Source organism: Nostoc sp. (assembly GCF_054880495.1).
The window spans coordinates 1-18,133 of record NZ_JBTYKD010000135.1 but is presented as its reverse complement, the minus strand read 5'-3'; the positions used below and the strand labels follow the sequence as shown (position 1 = coordinate 18,133).

Below are 18,133 nucleotides of genomic sequence, written 5' to 3'. Positions count from 1 at the left end.
AGCGCCTAAAATACCCGATGTTGTAAAGAAGGCATTTGACGGCGGACTTGTTCGAGCCTAGTGGGGTTGATTTGGGCGATCGCAATTCCCGGTTTTTCCCCAGCATCGGCTAAAATTACGCCCCAAGGGTCGATAATAACCGCGTGTCCGTGGGTTAGACGGCGGGCGTAGTTATTGCCTGTTTGGGCAGGAGCAATGACATAGGCGGTATTTTCGATCGCTCTGGCTTGTAGTAGTACTTGCCAGTGATCTTTGCCAGTAAAGGCGGTAAAGGCGGCGGGAATAAACATAACATCAGCTCCCTTATCTGCCAGATGACGGTACAGTTCAGGGAAGCGGACATCATAACAAATAGAAAGCCCTAAATTACCAAGTTTTTCTGAGGAATACACGGGCGGTAGTTGCGTACCAGCTACCACAGTGCTGGATTCCCGATAGGTATTGCCGTCGGGGACATCAACATCAAATAGGTGTACTTTGTAGTAGCGGGCAAGTTCTTCACCGTTTGGGTCGATGAGTAAAGTGGTGTTATAAACTTTACCTGTATTGTCTACCGGAAGTGGAAAGCTGCCGCCCAAGATCGTAATTTGAAAGCGTTGAGCCATTTTTTTGAGAAAATTTTCACTTTCACGAGCGATCGCATCGCCTTGGGCGAGTTTATCTTTTTCTTCTCCCATATAGGAAAAGTTTTCTGGCAAACCGACCAATTCCGCACCTTGACGCACGGCAAGCTCGATTAATTCTTCTGCCTGTGCCAAATTTTTCTGTAGATCGGGCACACTGGTCAATTGAATAGCGGCGGCTAAATAAGACTTCATAGATTCAACAACGAACAGTTGATTTATGGAAGAGAGATTATTAGAATATATCGTTACTTCTAGAAAACTCCTAAAAATATTCTGAATCGAAGGGTGTATACAAATGTAAACAAGTTTGAGAGACGGGAATTTCGTGTCTCTCAAACTTGTTTATAAAAATTAACCTCAAGTTAGAACAAAATGGATAACTCAAGAGGATTTTATTGCCGATTGAGTTTCAAAGATACTTTTCGAGAGTGGAAGCTAATGTACTTTTAGGCACTGCGCCAACCACCATATCCACTTTTTGTCCACCCTTAAAAATCATTAATGTGGGAATGCTGCGGATGCCGTACTGACTAGCAACATTAGGATTTTCATCTGTATTGACTTTTACAACCTTTATTTGACCTTTGTACTGTTCGGAGATTTCATCGACAACAGGAGCTACCATACGGCATGGTCCGCACCAGGGTGCCCAAAAGTCAACTAAAACAGGTACATCGCTGTCGAGTACTTCTTGCTTGAAACTAGAATCGGTAACTTGTGCGGCTGTTGACATGCCTAAAACCTTCGCCAATAATATCAGAGCTTGGTGAAAATTCTACCATAGCAAAAACATCAGCTTTGGAGTAGAGGATGTACATTTGCAAAGAAGCTCTCTTATTTTATTTACAAACATAAGGAACCGCCCGAACAATAGTCCGGGCGGAGTGTGGTGTGAGGAGTGAACGGAAACATGCGTCTCCGCTATCTCTATTGTAGGTGACATATCAGATTTTTCCAGCAATTGTTTAGGGGGCTGGAAAAATTTATTCAAGAATTTGGTATTGGGCACTTGTACTGACTTGTACTGAGCGGCGTCGTTGGCGCAGCCTCTCGTAGAGAAGTAGCGACGTCGTTGGCGCAGCCTCTCGTAGAGAAGTATTGGGCATTGGGCATTGGTTTTTCTCCTTGTCCCCCCTTGTCTGCCTTGTCTCTTTTATCCGCCATGCCCCATGCCCCAATTCTATTTCCCCATACCCAATTGTTGAGCTTTTTGGTAAACTTTACCCTCAGTTAATAAGGAAGGCGCAATCACAATTTCCACTTGTTGCATTTCTTTAATATTTTTGACTCCTAAGGTGCCCATACTCGTCTTTAAGGCTCCTAAAAGATTGTGAGTGCCATCATCTAGTGCTGCTGGCCCAATGAGGATTTGCTCTAAGCTACCAGTGGTGCCAACGCGAATGCGGGTGCCACGAGGTAAGACTGGGCTAGGAGTCGCCATACCCCAATGATAACCTCGTCCTGGGGCTTCGGCGGCTCTGGCAAAGGGGGAACCAATCATCACGCCATCGGCACCGCAGGCGATGCATTTACAAATGTCGCCACCAGTGATTAAACCGCCATCAGCAATAATCGGAATATAGTTGCCAGTTTCCTTGTAGTAATCATCTCGTGCCGCAGTACAATCGGCGATCGCAGTCGCTTGTGGCACACCCACACCCAACACGCCACGAGAAGTACAAGCGGCACCAGGACCAATTCCCACCAGTACCCCAGCTGCCCCAGCTTTCAACAAATTCAAAGTAACCTCGTAAGTCACGCAATTTCCCAACACCACGGGGATGGGCATGGAACGGCAAAATTCTGCTAAATCAAGAGGTACTAAAGACTCTGGTGATAGATGTGCAGTAGAAACTACCGTAGCCTGGATAAAAAATAAATCTGCCCCAGCTTTGGCCACAGCCTCACCGTATTTACTTGCACCGGCTGGAGTTGCACTCACCGCCGCAATGCCACCTTGTTGTTTAATTTGCTGAATACGTAGTTCAATTAATTCTGGCTTTATTGGTTCGGCATAGAGTTCTTGCATCAGGGCAACAAATTCATCTTTCCCCACAGAGGCAATTCGATCTAATATAGGCTCTGGATCGGCATAACGAGTTTGAATCCCCTCTAAATTGAGGACACCTAATGCTCCTAACTGTGACAAACGTACAGCCATGCGAACATCTACTACGCCATCCATCGCACTGGCAATTATCGGGATTTCTCGCTCAATATTGCCAATCCGCCACTTAGTCTCTGCCAAACTGGGGTCTAGTGTTCTGTTACCGGGGACTAAAGCAATTTCATCTATTCCGTAAGCTCTGCGAGCTGTTTTTCCCCGCCCAAGTTGAATTTCCACGCTTTAATTTTTCTCAAATCTGTTTAAGCTAGGGTATCAAATTGTGGAGGGAATTGGGACGTTTTTTTCCCCGAACTACACAGATAAATTCGAGTTACCCAAGCCGCCGCTCGAAACTTTCGTAGACGCAAAGTATTCATCAAGCAAGCAAATTAGCAAAAATTGTTAATTGGTTTTTATATTGTGTTGTTTGAAGGTTGGTATTGCACTAGCTTTTGCCTGTTATTACTTAGTTAATCTCACGATTGTTGCCATTAATTCTCTTAATTTGCATGATATTCAGTTAGGTCAATATCATGCAAATTACCACTGATGATTTATTGTTTATTTTTAGCTGCATCTACACCAGTGTAACCAGTCGCTAACCAAAGTATGGCTCTAGCTCCATCGCGGATAGATTTTTTGATAGATTCAGGGGGGTTTTCTGAAGGAACTGGGACTGGTTTTAAATAAATACCTCGACTACCCAAAATAATTTCGCCGATGACACAAGCCCGGCGCATATGGAAGTCGGAAGTAATCAAATAAACGCTCTTGATGCCGCGAGATTGCAAATCATCCACCAACGTAGTAAAATTAGTAACTGTATCTACAGCCTCATAGTCAAAGTGTAAACGTTTGGGATCAATACCAGCTTTGGTAAACACTCGTTGGGTGAATCTACGTGGACTACCCCCGCTAATCCAAATAGGTATATTTGGATGCTCACGAACAAATTTTGCTGTAAACTTCTCTCGCTCTAAATGTCTCGTTGAACCACCTAACACTACAACTGCTTGCGGCTGTACAAATCGGTTTTGTACTTCTTTGTATCCCCACCACATGATTAGTGGTACCACAAAAGCCATAAAACGAAAATATTTACCTGTAAACAGTAACTTATTCAAGGCTCGATAACTTAATTTACTGAATCTAAAATTTCCTCTGGTTAGAAGAAAAACAACAATTGATAGTAGAGTAGCAAACTCCTAAAAAATCTGCTCAAATACAAATAGGACTTACGCAACAATGACAGGCGCTCTGGGGCAATTTATGTAGCTTTAGCTTCCCGCAGGGTATTGCCCCTACAGCGCGATTAAGCGTGTTTGAAGTTTTTCGTCTGATTGATGAATTATCCTAACCTGTATCGGACAATCTATCAAAGGGTTCTAGCAGCTTGTCGGAGAACCCAATTTAGTGGGACTTAATTTTTTAAACGCAGAGGGACGCAAAGGAAGAGAAGGAAGAAATCCTTAAGTGAACTGGATTGACTTAGAACCCACAATTCAAATAAATTTCCAGGTTTGAAGTTGAGATAGACTTCACCTGTTAATCAGCCTGATGGTAATGGTTCAAGTAAGCTGTTGCGTATTTAATTTGTATATGCGAGGCGCTCAGGTTGCCCGCACTACAATAACTTTACGTTTTCGTGTTATACAATTTAGCTGCACATCAGCTTATGAGGATGTTAATTGATGATGAGAATGAATCGATAAGATTTAAGCACTCACCAACTTAGTCAGGCATTTTAGTATAGTTAGCACGTCGTACAATTCATTTCCAGAGTTTCGCATCAAAAAACCCTTTGATAAAGCATAAGGCGATAGATTTCCTTTGACTAATTTCACGAAAATAAACTCGCTTCCTGTGGCAATCATACCAAAACTAGATTTATCAGTATAGGGATTTTCTAACATATAAGCAAGAATTTGTGCGAGTCCTTCTTCAATTGAAAATGAAGCTCTTTTAGACTCAATAATCATTACCCATAATTGCTCTTTTAAAACTAATGTATCTATTCTGCCTTTGATGATGACATCTTCATCTGGCACAGTAATATCTATAGATTCTTCTGATTTTACGTAAAACGGAGCTAGATAAAAATCCCCAATAAAAAGTAATGGGTCTACAACTGCCATTCTGACTACATCTTCTAGTAAAGGTGGGTAATTAAGAAGATTTAAATAACCCGTTTTCACTTTGTCTAAAAGTTGTTTGTCTAAATCATTAATTTCTGATAAATCTTCTTGCCATTCGTACAAGAATGAGTCATCCAAAACTAACTGAATACCAAAGTTATCGATTAAGTACCGTAACTCGATGTCCTTTGCTTGGATTGTTTGCGTCATCGATTTTGGAGAGTGGAGAATAAGGAATTATATAAATTCTAATTATGCAAAATAAAAAACCCTTTTTGTGAGTAGTTTCCCGAATATGATATGTCGTAGATTCACATCAGTTTCTGGTCTGACATCGCCTTTAAAACATAAAAAGATAATTTGTATTTTATCCTATTCAATAGTTGCTGCTTCTAGCCAAACTTCCACATCATCTGTTAGCAACTTCTGTGCTGCATCCAGCATTGATGCTGCGATGTCTTTGAGGTCTTCACGATTATTCAAGTAAGTTTTCAAGGCTTCCATTGGGTCGATGCTGCTACTTGCACTCAATTCAGGAATACGAGGTCGAGCTAGTTGACTGACTAATTCTGCTTGAATGGTGTAGGTATGAGCAAGACTTAAAGCAGTATGTAGCGAGGAACTGTCAATTAAATCCATTTGTTCGGAGCGGAGTTTGTAAATTAGCCGCACTACAGCATCTTGAATATCATACTTGGCGATCGCTTTCATTAACACCACTTGCGGATCATCTGCTTTTGAGACATCCACTTCAATGGTCTGGAAAGTCCGAACTGTTAAGGGACAAAATTCCCATTCAGCCCTCCCCCGCTCCAGTTCTAGCATTACATAGCCTTTATCTTCTTTTTCTTCACTGAAATCTACCCGCTCAATACTTCCTGGATAAATCACCGGCGGGTTGTTGGATTTATTCAGATTCTGGTGGCGGTGGACGTGTCCCAAGGCTACATAATCAAAACAAGGTCGCGTCAGCAAAGATAGGGGGAGAGTAAAGCCTTTACCTACTGCCAAAAAGCGTTCTGCGCCCAAGGTAGCATTGTCAGCCATCAAGTGAGCCAAAAGGATAGTTGGCACATCGGGGTCAAGACGGCGAATTTCCCCTTCTAAAACAACTCGCAAGCGTTCTGTTAACAGTTGGTTGACTTCCGCCAAAGACAAACCTTCAGTCTCTTGGCGAGTCATCAGAGTGGAACGGGTTAGCCAAGGGAGGGTGATTACTTGCACTTTGCCATTACGGGTTTCCATGCAGTTAGTAGTTAATGTATCACCAACAATAAATCCTGGTACTCCCAAGGTGCGGTAAATATTTAAACTCGCTCCTCCCTGTCCTTGGGAGTGTTGGTCATGATTTCCCACCAACAGCACTGTCGGAATATTGGCATCCACCAGACGGCGAAACTGGCTAGCAAAAGCTTGTTGTACATAAGGCGGTGGTGTAGCATCCGGGAAAGCGTCACCACCAAATATCACCATATCAACCGCATCTGCCAATGCTCGGTCAATACATTTAGATAAGGTATTGACAAAATCCTCCAATCGTGTATTTAATCCAGTTGCGGGATTAATTCGCCCGTGGGAAAAGCCGCTTCCCATGTGGACATCAGAGAGGTGGAGGATTTTGATCATATTTGTCCTTTGTTCTTTGTCATTTGTCCTTTGTCTAATACTAATGACTAATGACTAATGATCAATGACTAAATATGAATTCCACATTCTGTTTTATCACTTCCCCGCCAGCGTCCGGCGCGTTCGTCTTCGCCTTCGCCGACTTTAGTGGTGATGGGTTCGTCGCCAATGCTGGGATAACCTTTGTCGTGTAGAGGGTTGTAGATGACTCCGTGTTCAGCCACGTAAACCCAGCTGTCTTTACGTGTCCACGTAGCTATAGGATTTACTTTCAGCCGACCTTTATTATCTAATTCAAATATGGGCATATTCCCACGGGTTACTGCTTGGTCACGGCGGCGCCCAGTTATCCAAGCGACGCTGTTGAGTTCATCTAGACTGCGTAGCAGTGGTTCAATTTTTGTAATGTGGTGGAATTGAGCAATATCCTTGTCCCAGAGTTTTTCGCCGTACTTGGCTTCAAAGGCTTCGCGGGTATTTAGTTCTGGAGTTTTGTAAGTTTGCAAATCGAGGTTGTAGATTTGTTTGGCTTTAGCTACTAATTCTAGGCTTTCAGGGAAGTGGTGCAAGGTGTCCAGAAAGATTACAGGAACGGGATGCTTCAGTTCACTGTAAAGAATATGGGTAATTATCATGTCATCCACATTAAAGGCGCTGGTTTGCACCAGTCCCGTTGGGATATTTTCTATAGACCATGCCAGTATTTCTTTGGGAGTGGCAGTTTCAAATTGCTCATTTAATTTCTCTAAGTCAAAAGCGATCGTTTGGTTTCTAGATGCCGTGGAGACTGTCATGATAATCTTCTATTCAAATATTTTTACCTTGATTAATATTGATCTTATCCCATAAAGACGCCTATTCCGCTCGGAGATAAGGTAATTATTCTGTTCGGGAATTACTATATTCTGGGAATGGGGCATTGGGCATTGGGCACTTGTACTGACTTGTACTGAGCGGCGCCGTTGGCGCAGCCTAAGAAGAGAAGGAGCGACGTCGTTGGCGCAGCCTCTCGTAGAGAAGTCTTGGGCATTGGTAAATAACAAATGGTCAGTAGAAATCATTACATAAATTACATAAGTAAGAATTACGATATTTACTAAGAAACTTTACGGAAATTTAAGTTTTACAATAGTTTTCTGGATATTTATACTGAGTTTGATATGGTTAAGGAACTATTAACAAAAAGGATTTTACTTAAATGAACAATTCAAAATTGCCCAATGCTTTAGGACAATCTATGATTATGGGCGCTTTCATGATCTTGACCAGCGTTGGGATTATTACAATCATGAACTTTTTCTAAGATTAAAGATTTCTAATTTTAGCAACAAGACTTCACATAGTCCTGCTCAAAACTGAGCGGGGCTTTTACTTTTGTTGTTCACATAAAACCGTGTATATTAACTTTTTTGTGTGACTTTGGGCAGAAAATAATTTAAAACCCGTGTTTTTACGTAGTTTTGCCATTAGAGAGTTTCAAATAGGGATGCGATCGCTATTTATTTTACACCTAATGACCGACTGGCGCTTTCGCTCCTGCACCGCCTTTACCCAGGAATAGTAATAAAGGTAATGAGCAAAGGAACCCTACCCCTACGACTCGAAAGCAATCTGCGTAAGATAAAACAGCAGCTTGGGTATCTACTATTTGACTAATTAAAGCTAGTGCTTGTTGTTGCGCTGTTGCCGCATCTATGCCTTGGCTTTGGAGTGCCCCATTGAGCAAGTCGAGGCGCTGATTGGTTTGTGGATCATAAGGACTAAGTTTTGTTAATAGGATGGCTCGATGAAAAGCTTCTCGTCGATCAAGCAGAGTAGTAAGTAGGGCAATGCCGATGCTACCACCCAGTTGTCGGGTGAGGTTATAGAAACCAGAGCCAGCAGAAACATCTTGTTTGGGTAAGGGGCCTAAAACTGCCAAACTCAAAGGGAGAAACATCAACACAGTAAAACCCCCACGCCATACCAATGGCCAAAATAAATCATCTGTGCCAGTTTGTGGGGTAATTGTTGCTAGTTGAAACATGACTCCAGATGAGCCGACAGCGCCCATTGCAATTAAAAATCGGGCATCAATTTTACTAGAGAGTTTGCCTAATAAAATCATCACGATCGCAGACGCTAAAGCCCCAGGCGCTAACAATAATCCTGTCTGCGTTGCCGTAAAGTGCAGCACACTTTGAGCAAATATCGGCACAGCAAAGAGTGTTCCATAAAGCCCCATACCCACCACTGCTGAAAGAACGCTTCCCGCAGCTAAAGACCGGTGACGCAAAACTCTCAAATCCACAGCCGGGTGATCTGTTTTCAGTTCTCGCCAAATAAACAACCCCAAGCCGATAATACTAGCGATCGCTAACGTGGTGATGAAATTGGAGGAAAACCAGTCGTCTGTCTCTCCTTCCTCTAACAAAGTTTGCATACAGCCAACAGCAATCACCAAAAATCCAATCCCGAACCAATCGACGGCTTGGCTTTGTGTCTCTTTCTGATCTTTATCTTTGGGCAAAAATGCGAAGGACATCGCCACTGCAATGATCCCGAAGGGAATATTCACAAAGAAAATCCACCGCCAGCCCAAACCATCTACCAGGAATCCCCCCAATGTTGGGCCGATGGCTGGGCCAGCAATTACACCTACCCCAAAAACTGCCTGGGCCAAACCTTGTTCAGCAGGTGGAAAAGTCTCGAACAAAATCGCTTGTGCTTTAGCTAGCAACCCGCCACCACATAAACCTTGAATAATTCGAGAAATAATCAGCATCGGTAGATTAAATGCCAACCCGCATAAAACCGAGGCAATGGTAAAGCCAATCAACGAGAAGATAAAGTAGGTTTTGCGCCCAAAGTAATCTCCCAGCCATGCAGATAAGGGAATTAAGACGACATTTGCAATTCCATATCCTGTCACCACCCAACCTACTTCACTGACAGTTGCACCCAGGCTAGCTTGGATATCCGTCAGCGCAACGTTAACAATACTAGTATCAATTACTTCTAAGATTGCACCAAGGGAAGCCGTAAAAGCGATCGCCCACTTCAATGGCCCCTGCACATAACCAAATTGGTCAAAAGTCGAACGTTTAATGTTGGTAGCCATTGTTAGCACAATTAATATTTGGAAGATGTCAAGCAATGCCTTGGTTGGGCTACGCCTACGCCAAAGCTAAAATTAAGTATTGTATATATACGCTACGGTAGCGTATCATATAGAAACGGTCAAGAGAGCTTTGAATAAAAAGTGGCAGAAATACTTATGCTAAAGATGGATGGTCACTGCTGCTGTTTTCGTGCATGAAAAATCCGGGTATAGGGCTTATTTGTTTCCCAGATGCTATGTTCTATGCCCAAAGGTAGAAGCAAATTGCCAAGAAGATATTGCTTAAGGATGATATTTTTATGAGTAAGCAAATCAACAGCCCCTCTGGACGCCCACGCAGCATCTACGCTGACCAAGCTATTCTGCAAGCGACTTTGGAGCTACTTGCAGAGGTAGGATATCAAAGTATGAGTATAGAAGCGATCGCTTCCCGTGCTGGAGTTGGTAAAACCACCATCTATCGGCGTTACACTACCAAAGAAGAACTAGTTGCAGACGCGATAGAAAGTCTCAGAGATGATTTAGCGATCCCCGGTAGTGGCAGCTTTTGGGGAGACATGGATATCCTAATTAATAATGCCGCCAAAAAAATAGATAGTCCCCTTGGTCGTCAGACACTCGCCCTAATCATTAGTACAGCGTCTAGCAATCCTCAGTTTGCCGAGGTCTATTGGACAAAATATACCAAACTCCGACGTGAAGCCTTTGCTAAAATACTTGAGCGTGCCAAGTCTAGAGGCGAAATTCACAAAGATGCAGACGTAGACTTAATTATCGATCTTGTGAGCGGGTCACTATATTATGCACTGATCTTCAAACCCACAGCCGAGCCAGTAGAAGCATACATACGCCGTACAATGAATCTTCTTCTCAGAGGGATTGGGAATAGGGCATAGGGCATGGGGAAGAGTTCTTCTAATTCCTAACTCCTAATATTATGTCCGCTTGATTACTTATTAAACCCCAAGAACCCCACCCCGCCAAAGCTCCCCTTAATCCCCTCCCCGCTTGCGGCGAGGGGATTAAGGGGAGCTTTGGCGTTGGGCGGCTCTGCCAACTTGTTCGCGCAGCTTCTCCCCTTGGGAGAAGCATCTGGTGTGTGGGGTGCAATGACTAATGCCCAATGCCCAATTCCAACTTGTTGCCAAAATAACTTTCCAGTATAGGTCATAAATGAGATGATGGAATAATTAGAGAAAAAGGTAAATAATTGTTATTTTTCTCCTTCCACTTCTGGTTGCAGAATGGCATCACAGTATTGAATGAGGATTGTCAAGCGATCGCTAATCGTTTGAAGTCTCGTTTGTGCAGTAGATGCCTGCCGCGCTCCTTGCAAAAACATCACATCTATTTCCAACAGGCGCAATTGCTTGCTCATTTCCGTTTGATAAGACTGCACTCGCCAGTCTTCTCCTTGGGGAGAGGCTTCTCTACAAGATGCTTCTCTACCAGATGCTTCGCCAACGCCAACGCCAACATCAGCCAAAGGCACAATCTGTTGCCTAAAGAATTGCTGCAACGAGGCTATACCTTGCCGCAGTTCGGGTGCAACAATTTGCGTAGTTGTGGCATCGGAGCGTAATTGCTCTAGTAAGGTTACAAATGCCTGATATTTCTCACGATTTAAAGACATCTAGTGGTACTTAAGATAGTATTAATGTCAAGTAATTTTTCTTCTACAATAAACTTTACTTAATCGTTTATCAGCACTAAAAGCCTCAAGTCGTGATTTGAGGCTTTGTTTGCCATCAATCGATTTTAAAATTTATGATCCTTGAAACTCAAACTGGATGACTACCAGACGCTCCTGCGTCGCTAAGGCTGCGCTATCGGCAATTGGAGAATCATCCTAACACTGTTTTTTTGAACGACAGCATCTTTTCAGGGCGATGCTGGTAGTTTTATTTATCTTTCACTTATCTACCAATCCTCTCTAAACCCAATTGTATGAGCAGCATAGCGATAAATTCATCAGCCGATCTAGCTATTCCAGAATGGTTAAAAAAATGTTTGAAGGAGTCATCGATAACTAGCGGCGCAGCTGAAGATGACCGAAGGTATAATGATACCGTCTTAATTGGTCGAGCATTTGAATTTGCTTACCAACTGCATCAAGGTCAATACCGCAAATCTGGAGAACCATACATTGCTCATCCCATTGCTGTAGCTGATTTGCTGCGTGACTTGGGGGGGAGTGCCGCTATGATAGCAGCTGGATTTCTGCATGATGTAGTTGAAGATACAGAAGTTACCAGTGAAGACATAGAACAGCGCTTTGGTCCAGAAGTGCGGCAATTGGTCGAAGGTGTCACCAAGCTTTCTAAAATCAATTTCACCAGCAAAACCGAAAGCCAAGCCGAAAATTTCCGGCGGATGTTTTTGGCAATGGCGCAAGATATTCGAGTCATTGTGGTGAAATTGGCAGACCGTTTGCATAATATGCGAACTTTACAATATATGTCAGAGGCCAGCCGCCGCCGCAGTGCCCAAGAAACGCGAGATATTTTCGCGCCCTTAGCCAATCGCTTGGGGATTTGGCGGATTAAATGGGAACTGGAAGATTTGGCTTTTAAGTATTTGGAACCGGAAGCTTTCCGCCAAATGCAGGAACTTGTTTCCGAAAAACGGACGGCGCGAGAAGAGAAATTGACCAAAGCTACAGACATTTTACGGGAACGTTTGCAGCAAACCGGAATCAACTTTCAAGATATCAGTGGTCGTCCCAAGCACCTTTATAGCATTTACCAAAAAATGCACCGACAGCAAAAGGAATTTCATGAAATTTACGATTTAGCAGCGCTGCGAATTATTGTCCAAAGCAATGAGGAATGCTATCGGGCGCTGGCGGTGGTTCATGATGCTTTTCGGCCAATTCCTGGAAGATTTAAGGACTATATTGGACTACCAAAGCCTAACCGTTACCAGTCGTTGCATACTGGGGTGATTGGCCTAACTGGTCGTCCTTTAGAGGTGCAAATTCGGACAATCGAAATGCATCATATCGCCGAGTATGGGATTGCCGCCCATTGGAAATATAAAGAAACAGGAGGTTCTAGTATTAGCCATTTGACAGCGACAGATGACAAGTTTACTTGGCTGCGGCAGCTGCTGGAGTGGCAAAGTGATCTCAAGGATGCACAAGAATATCTTGATAGCATCAAAGACAATCTATTTGAAGATGATGTCTATGTCTTCACCCCTAAGGGGGATGTTGTTCCTTTAAGTCCCGGTTCTACGACTATAGATTTTGCTTATCGCATTCATACCGAAGTCGGAAACCACTGTTCAGGGACGCGGGTGAATGGGCGAATGGTGCCACTGTCAACGCGGCTGCAAAATGGCGATATTGTAGAGGTTCTCACCCAAAAGAACTGCCATCCGAGTTTAGATTGGTTGAACTTTGTTAGGACTTCGGCGGCGAAATATCGGATAAAACAATGGTACAAGCGATCGCGCCGGGAAGAAAATGTTGCGCGTGGACGGGAGTTGTTAGAAAAGGAACTTGGTAAAACTGGTTTTGATAGTTTGCTGAAGTCGGATGCAATGGAGACTGTCGCCGAAAAGTGTAACTACCATAGTGTGGAAGATTTACTTGCCGGTTTGGGTTACGGTGAAGTGACGTTGAACTTGGTATTAAATCGTTGGCGAGAAGTAGCGAAGGGACAACAACCAGTTTTCACGGTGTCGCCATTTATCCCCAAAGAACCAACTACATCAAAAGCTTTGCGAGATGTACCTGTAACTACCTCCCGCTCCACATATTCGCCAATTGTTGGGGTGGAAGGTTTGGTGTATTATTTAGCTGGATGTTGTACCCCGATTCCTGGCGAACCAATTATTGGTGTGGTGACGCGAGGTAGGGGGATTTCGATTCATCGCCAAGGCTGCCATAATCTGGAGAGTGTGGAGTATGAGCGTTTAGTACCAGTTAGGTGGAACCCAACCGCCGAAAATAGTGGTTGTCCGCATACTTATCCAGTGGATGTGCAAATTGAAGCCCTTGACCGCGTAGGGGTGCTAAAGGATATTTTGTCACGGTTGAGTGACCAAGGGATCAATGTCCGCCATGCCCAGGTGAAAACCTCTATTGGTCAACCTGCATTGATCGACTTAGGAATAGATATACGCGATCGCTCTCAATTAGAGCAAGTGTTCGTCCAAATTAAGAAAATGAGCGACATTTTGAATATCCACCGTGTTGGTCAAATTGACGAGTAGGTGTCCCAATTGGTAGGGTGCGTTAACGCAGTGTAACGCACCAATTTAGGAGTCGAACGGTAGAGGCGCACAGGGCGCAGAGGAAGAGAGGAGGAAATCAATATACAGTGTTTTTACTTAAATAATTGGATTATATTTAATAATTCCAAATCAACGGCAGTATATTTTACATCTTTAATAGGCTTCGTCTGTCATAGCCTCTATTAAGATATGATGTTATTTGTAAATTCACGTTTTTTCACCTAAAATTTAACTTTAACCTTTCTTTAATCTTCATATTTTAGCTGTGGATATCACGGGTATTAGTTAGTAAGAATTAAGGCTAGTTTGGACATACTTTAAAAGTATAAAAGTTTGATAAAGTATGTCCAAACTTTTGGTTAGTCAATATCACACAGAAGTAGAAAGAATTATCCAATATGGCGGTTCACGTAAAGAAACATCGATTCGGGTTGCATTTCAAAACTTAGTTAATGAATATTGCAAACCTAGAGAATTTAGACTTATTCCCGAACTAGATTATAAAACAGCTAGCGGCAAAGTTGTTTATCCAGATGGCACTGTTAAAGATGCTTTGCGTTTGGATTGGGGCTATCGGGAAAGTAAAGATGAATATGACAATCTCGACCAAGAAATTGAGAAAAAGCTCATAAAAGGCTACCCAGATAGTAATATTCTGTTTGAAGACTTGAAGACAGCAGTTTTAATTCAGGGTGGACACGAAACTATGCGTGTCCTGATGAAAGATGCTGACGCGCTAGATGGAATAATTACATATTTTATTAACTATGTTCGCCCGGAAGTTAAAGATTTTCGTGAGGCGATTGAAACTTTTAAGGAAGACTTACCGACTGTTATAAATGCTTTGCGGGACTTAATTGATAGTCAAATCGAAACAAACGCAGCTTTTGAAACAGCGAGGGCTAAATTTTGGGGTATCTGCAAAGAATCAATTAATCCTGAAATCACTTTGCTGGATATTAGAGAAATGATGATTCAGCATATTTTAACTGAAGACATTTTTATCAGCATCTTCAATGAATCTCAGTTTCATCGAGAAAATAATATTGCTTTTAAAAAGTATAATCGATACGTTTTTTACAGGTAGCACTAAAAAGAATACTCTTGGTAAGTGAGTGGGTCAAATTAAATATAAAACCTTACTCTGCCTCCGGCTTCCCTCTCCGAACTCACGGAGAGGGATTGAGGGTGAGGTTTTATCTTATATTTAATTGTGCCTTCCTACTTACTATTGAGCGTTACTATGGTGTCATTAGAAGAACTGCTGCGAATATCTACAATCATCATGAAAAGCAGAAGTTTTTAAAAGTGCTTTATGAGAATTTCTACAAAGCATATAATCCGAAAGCTGCTGATAGGCTAGGTATTGTTTACACGGCGAATGAAATCGTGCGCTATTTATTCAACACATTTTTTGCCTATTTTGTCAATACGTAAGTACTGTATAAGTTTTAGTAACAATTTAGGTTGACTCTAATGAACCCTGAAATTATTTTGCTATATATAAAGATGGGGCGAAAACCTTTAAGAAATTTAAAATTCAAAAGTTACTAAACATAGTTGAGGGTTTGGTCATTTTTGACAATCCAGCATTTGGAAACCCGAAACCGTAAAGAGCAATTACCAATGAAATCAGAGGTCTATTATGATGTATAAAAAGATTCTAGTTGCGTTAGATCGCTCGGAAATAGGGCAACAGGTTTTTGAGGAAGCGTTGGGTTTAGCAAAGTTAACACAAGCTAGCTTAATGCTACTGCATGTCCTATCTCCCGAAGAAGAGGGTAGTCCTTACGTCCCTATGCTGTCTAATTTGGACTACTATCCAGGATTGACCAGTCAAAGCTTCGAGTTATACCAAAACCAGTGGGATACCTTTAAAAATCAAGGAATCCAAATGTTGCAATCTTTTTGTGCCCAAGCTAACACAGCAGGTGTCACTACGGAATTTACACAAAATATTGGAAATCCTGGTCGGATTGTTTGTGACTTAGCCCGTAATTATGACGCTGACCTAATTGTTATGGGGCGTCGGGGTCGTTCTGGAGTAATGGAACTATTTCTCGGTAGTGTGAGTAACTACGTGCTTCATCATGCTCCTTGTTCAGTGCATGTTGTACATCTTTCACTTACTCCTAAAACAGATGAACTTCTCAAACAAACTACAAGCACTTTAAGGGTTAACTAACCACTAACATTGCATAAATCAGGGGTGGTGGGACGTGTAACGAGGGGCGCGATCGCCTGCTGCTCGTTTGACCACCTACAAATAAGCTGATCGTGTCAAAATGTTATGTGTATAGTTTATTTACAAAGTCATTTATGCCGAAAGCAATTTGGAATGGAACTGTTTTAGCCGAGAGTGATAATACCGTAGTTGTGGAAGGCAACCATTATTTCCCTGTTGACACCATTAACAAACAGTATTTTACAGAAAGCAACACCCACACCACTTGTCCTTGGAAAGGTGTCGCCAACTACTACAGTATCGACGTTGATGGGCAAATTAATAAAGATGCTGCTTGGTACTATCCCAGCGCCAAGGAGAAGGCTAAGAATATTGAAGGCTATGTGGCCTTCTGGAGGGGTGTAAAAGTTGAGGCTTAATAAAGGTTCCTGGAAGTATTTTAGTTTCAGGAAATTGATATTATTTTCGGCTAATTGCCCATAAAATAATTAGCCCGCGCAGAGAAAAGTCTGAGCGGGCTTCGTATTTAAAGTATTTGCAAATTTATTTTAAGACGTAATTATACCTTCGCCTTGCGAAATGCTGCTTGCTTTCTCTTCGCCAGCCAAGCCAGACTACCAGCAAGTATACTACCAGCGATCGCACTTGGTTCGGGTACTCTTGCCAGGAAAATGGTACCAGATGTAATAGTAATGTTGCCTCCTGCTCCTGAATTAATGTTACCACCAGCGATCGCACTGGGTTTGGGTACTGGTTTCAATATAAGAAGATCATCGGCTCTGAGAGTTATGTTACCTCCTAGAGCAGCGTTGATTTCCCCAGAATTGCCGCTGGTGCTATTAAGAATTATTAGCGTAGGAGTAGAGATAGTTAAATCGCCGACGTTAGTGGTGTTATCACTGTTATTGAGATTGTTAACTGCCAAAGTAGCAGCTTGTGCTGATTCTACTTGCATTATTGCCCAGCCCAGAGCTACGGCTGTAGAAATAGCTTGAGCGACAGCCTTTTTTCTATTGTTTTTTGTCACGGATTGTGAATCCATTTTTAGAGCAAAAGACATGAATCTATAACTTGACGATTTTACACTTACTTAACCATAGTGATCGCTTGGTGCGCGGTTTACTGCCATTGATATAACTTTATAATTATAGCTAACAAGCAAAAGGCATGACTTAAAAAAACAAGCAAAGCCATTTGTTACGATAACTTCTATATTAATCAGGTTTGCTTAACTATTTACAACAAAGGTCTAATCATTTGCTAGAAATGTTTGTATATTAATCAGGTTTGCTTAACTATTTATAACAAAGGTATAAGCATTTGCTAGAAATAAACAAACTATTGTTACTAAGGTTCAAACATTTGTAACAACGGCTTGTATTTTTGTAACGAATAGACAAGGTGTAGTTACTTAAGTAGGTAAACCCACATAGTGAGGCAAGGCAACAACCATGCAAAATATCACCAGAATTACCCGTAATCCAGAAGTGATGGGCGGTAAAGCCTGTATTTGAGGAATGCGTGTCACTGTTGGTACTATCATTGGTTTAATGGCATCTGGACACAGCAATAGCGATATCCTCAAAGCATATCCCTACCTCGAAGAAGCTGATATTTATGAGGCGCTTGCCTATGCTGCATGGCGAGTTGAAGAAATTGAAGTGCCTCTAAGAAGTGCATGAAAAGTTTAATGTTTATTGCTTGTTGATAACAACATAAGCATTTGCTACAAATAAACAAGCTGTCATTACTAAGGTGCAAGCATTCATAACAAATGCATAAGCGATCGCTATAACTGAGTACGCAATTGCTACAAATGAGTACGCGATCGCTACAAATGAGTAGCCATTTATAATTAATACTTAATTTGTTAGATTAAATTTTAAGCATTAGTTATGAATGAGACAGTGATCGCTACAAATGAGTACGCAATCGCAGCAAATGAGTATCCATTTATAATAAATGCTTAAGCTGTTGTTGCTAACAGACAAACATTCGTAACGTCTGCGTCTGTCTTTGTAATCAGTAAACCAAAAAGTTTTTCTCCAAAGGGCGATCGCTAAAATACTTATACTTTTTGATACTTATTGTTACGCAATTCTCTAACCAGCAGAC

Annotated in this window: 18 protein-coding genes and 1 pseudogene; 6 read left to right on the top strand and 13 right to left on the bottom strand. The window is 42.1% G+C overall.

What is annotated here, in order from left to right:
- Positions 1-5: 5 nt before the first annotated feature.
- From ACYTXL_RS14400 to ACYTXL_RS14355, 10 genes are all read right to left on the bottom strand, one after another.
- Positions 6-818: a carbon-nitrogen hydrolase family protein gene (locus ACYTXL_RS14400; protein ID WP_461925329.1), complete on the bottom strand. Its 813-nt coding sequence runs from the start codon at positions 816-818 to the stop codon at positions 6-8.
- A gap of 217 nt (positions 819-1,035) precedes the next feature.
- A complete protein-coding gene (gene trxA / locus ACYTXL_RS14395) occupies positions 1,036-1,359 on the bottom strand; it encodes a thioredoxin (RefSeq protein WP_265275256.1) in 324 nt (107 codons plus the stop codon).
- 250 nt (positions 1,360-1,609) lie between these two features.
- Entirely contained in the window at positions 1,610-1,732 is a 123-nt protein-coding gene (locus ACYTXL_RS14390) for a hypothetical protein (protein WP_461925328.1), read from the bottom strand.
- A gap of 74 nt (positions 1,733-1,806) precedes the next feature.
- Complete coding sequence (locus tag ACYTXL_RS14385; RefSeq protein ID WP_461925327.1) at positions 1,807-2,970, bottom strand: GuaB3 family IMP dehydrogenase-related protein; 1,164 nt, start codon at positions 2,968-2,970, stop codon at positions 1,807-1,809.
- 317 nt (positions 2,971-3,287) lie between these two features.
- Positions 3,288-3,818, bottom strand: a complete 531-nt coding sequence (locus tag ACYTXL_RS14380) for a YdcF family protein (protein WP_461925331.1) — start codon at positions 3,816-3,818, stop codon at positions 3,288-3,290.
- A gap of 630 nt (positions 3,819-4,448) precedes the next feature.
- Positions 4,449-5,078, bottom strand: coding sequence for a restriction endonuclease subunit R (locus ACYTXL_RS14375; RefSeq protein ID WP_461925326.1), 630 nt, complete (start codon positions 5,076-5,078; stop codon positions 4,449-4,451).
- Between the two features lie 162 nt (positions 5,079-5,240).
- Complete coding sequence (gene sbcD / locus ACYTXL_RS14370; RefSeq protein WP_461925325.1) at positions 5,241-6,494, bottom strand: exonuclease subunit SbcD; 1,254 nt, start codon at positions 6,492-6,494, stop codon at positions 5,241-5,243.
- 68 nt (positions 6,495-6,562) lie between these two features.
- A complete protein-coding gene (gene cysH, locus ACYTXL_RS14365) occupies positions 6,563-7,288 on the bottom strand; it encodes a phosphoadenosine phosphosulfate reductase (protein ID WP_461925324.1) in 726 nt (241 codons plus the stop codon).
- A 104-nt stretch (positions 7,289-7,392) separates the two neighbouring features.
- Positions 7,393-7,524 carry a hypothetical protein gene (locus ACYTXL_RS14360; RefSeq protein ID WP_461925323.1) on the bottom strand — a complete coding sequence of 44 codons (132 nt, stop codon included), beginning with the start codon at positions 7,522-7,524 and terminating at the stop codon, positions 7,393-7,395.
- 480 nt (positions 7,525-8,004) lie between these two features.
- Positions 8,005-9,594, bottom strand: a complete 1,590-nt coding sequence (locus ACYTXL_RS14355) for a DHA2 family efflux MFS transporter permease subunit (protein WP_461925322.1) — start codon at positions 9,592-9,594, stop codon at positions 8,005-8,007.
- Between the two features lie 299 nt (positions 9,595-9,893).
- Between ACYTXL_RS14355 and ACYTXL_RS14350 the strand changes: the two genes are divergently transcribed.
- Entirely contained in the window at positions 9,894-10,490 is a 597-nt protein-coding gene (locus tag ACYTXL_RS14350; RefSeq protein WP_461925321.1) for a TetR/AcrR family transcriptional regulator, read from the top strand.
- A 53-nt stretch (positions 10,491-10,543) separates the two neighbouring features.
- Here ACYTXL_RS14350 and ACYTXL_RS14345 read toward each other — a convergent pair whose 3' ends face one another.
- Both ACYTXL_RS14345 and patD read right to left on the bottom strand, forming a co-directional pair.
- The gene (locus ACYTXL_RS14345; RefSeq protein ID WP_461925320.1) at positions 10,544-10,765 is read right to left on the bottom strand and encodes a hypothetical protein; all 222 of its coding nucleotides are present in this window, start codon (positions 10,763-10,765) and stop codon (positions 10,544-10,546) included.
- Between the two features lie 42 nt (positions 10,766-10,807).
- The gene (gene patD / locus ACYTXL_RS14340; RefSeq protein WP_461925319.1) at positions 10,808-11,227 is read right to left on the bottom strand and encodes a heterocyst frequency control protein PatD; all 420 of its coding nucleotides are present in this window, start codon (positions 11,225-11,227) and stop codon (positions 10,808-10,810) included.
- Positions 11,228-11,541: 314 nt separating this feature from the next.
- On the opposite strand from patD, the gene ACYTXL_RS14335 reads away from it, so the two are divergent.
- From ACYTXL_RS14335 to ACYTXL_RS14320, 4 genes are all read left to right on the top strand, one after another.
- Positions 11,542-13,812 (top strand): RelA/SpoT family protein, encoded by a 2,271-nt coding sequence (locus ACYTXL_RS14335; RefSeq protein WP_461925318.1) that lies wholly within the window; start codon positions 11,542-11,544, stop codon positions 13,810-13,812.
- A 364-nt stretch (positions 13,813-14,176) separates the two neighbouring features.
- Positions 14,177-14,920, top strand: a complete 744-nt coding sequence (locus ACYTXL_RS14330) for a hypothetical protein (RefSeq protein WP_461925317.1) — start codon at positions 14,177-14,179, stop codon at positions 14,918-14,920.
- A gap of 561 nt (positions 14,921-15,481) precedes the next feature.
- Complete coding sequence (locus ACYTXL_RS14325; protein ID WP_461925330.1) at positions 15,482-16,018, top strand: universal stress protein; 537 nt, start codon at positions 15,482-15,484, stop codon at positions 16,016-16,018.
- Between the two features lie 134 nt (positions 16,019-16,152).
- The gene (locus ACYTXL_RS14320) at positions 16,153-16,437 is read left to right on the top strand and encodes a DUF427 domain-containing protein (RefSeq protein WP_461925316.1); all 285 of its coding nucleotides are present in this window, start codon (positions 16,153-16,155) and stop codon (positions 16,435-16,437) included.
- A gap of 140 nt (positions 16,438-16,577) precedes the next feature.
- Here the strand turns inward: ACYTXL_RS14320 and ACYTXL_RS14315 are convergent, their stop codons facing one another.
- Positions 16,578-17,045, bottom strand: coding sequence for a PEP-CTERM sorting domain-containing protein (locus ACYTXL_RS14315; protein ID WP_461925315.1), 468 nt, complete (start codon positions 17,043-17,045; stop codon positions 16,578-16,580).
- Positions 17,046-17,469: 424 nt separating this feature from the next.
- On the opposite strand from ACYTXL_RS14315, the pseudogene ACYTXL_RS14310 reads away from it, so the two are divergent.
- Positions 17,470-17,700, top strand: a pseudogene (locus tag ACYTXL_RS14310) (DUF433 domain-containing protein).
- Positions 17,701-18,133: the final 433 nt, after the last annotated feature.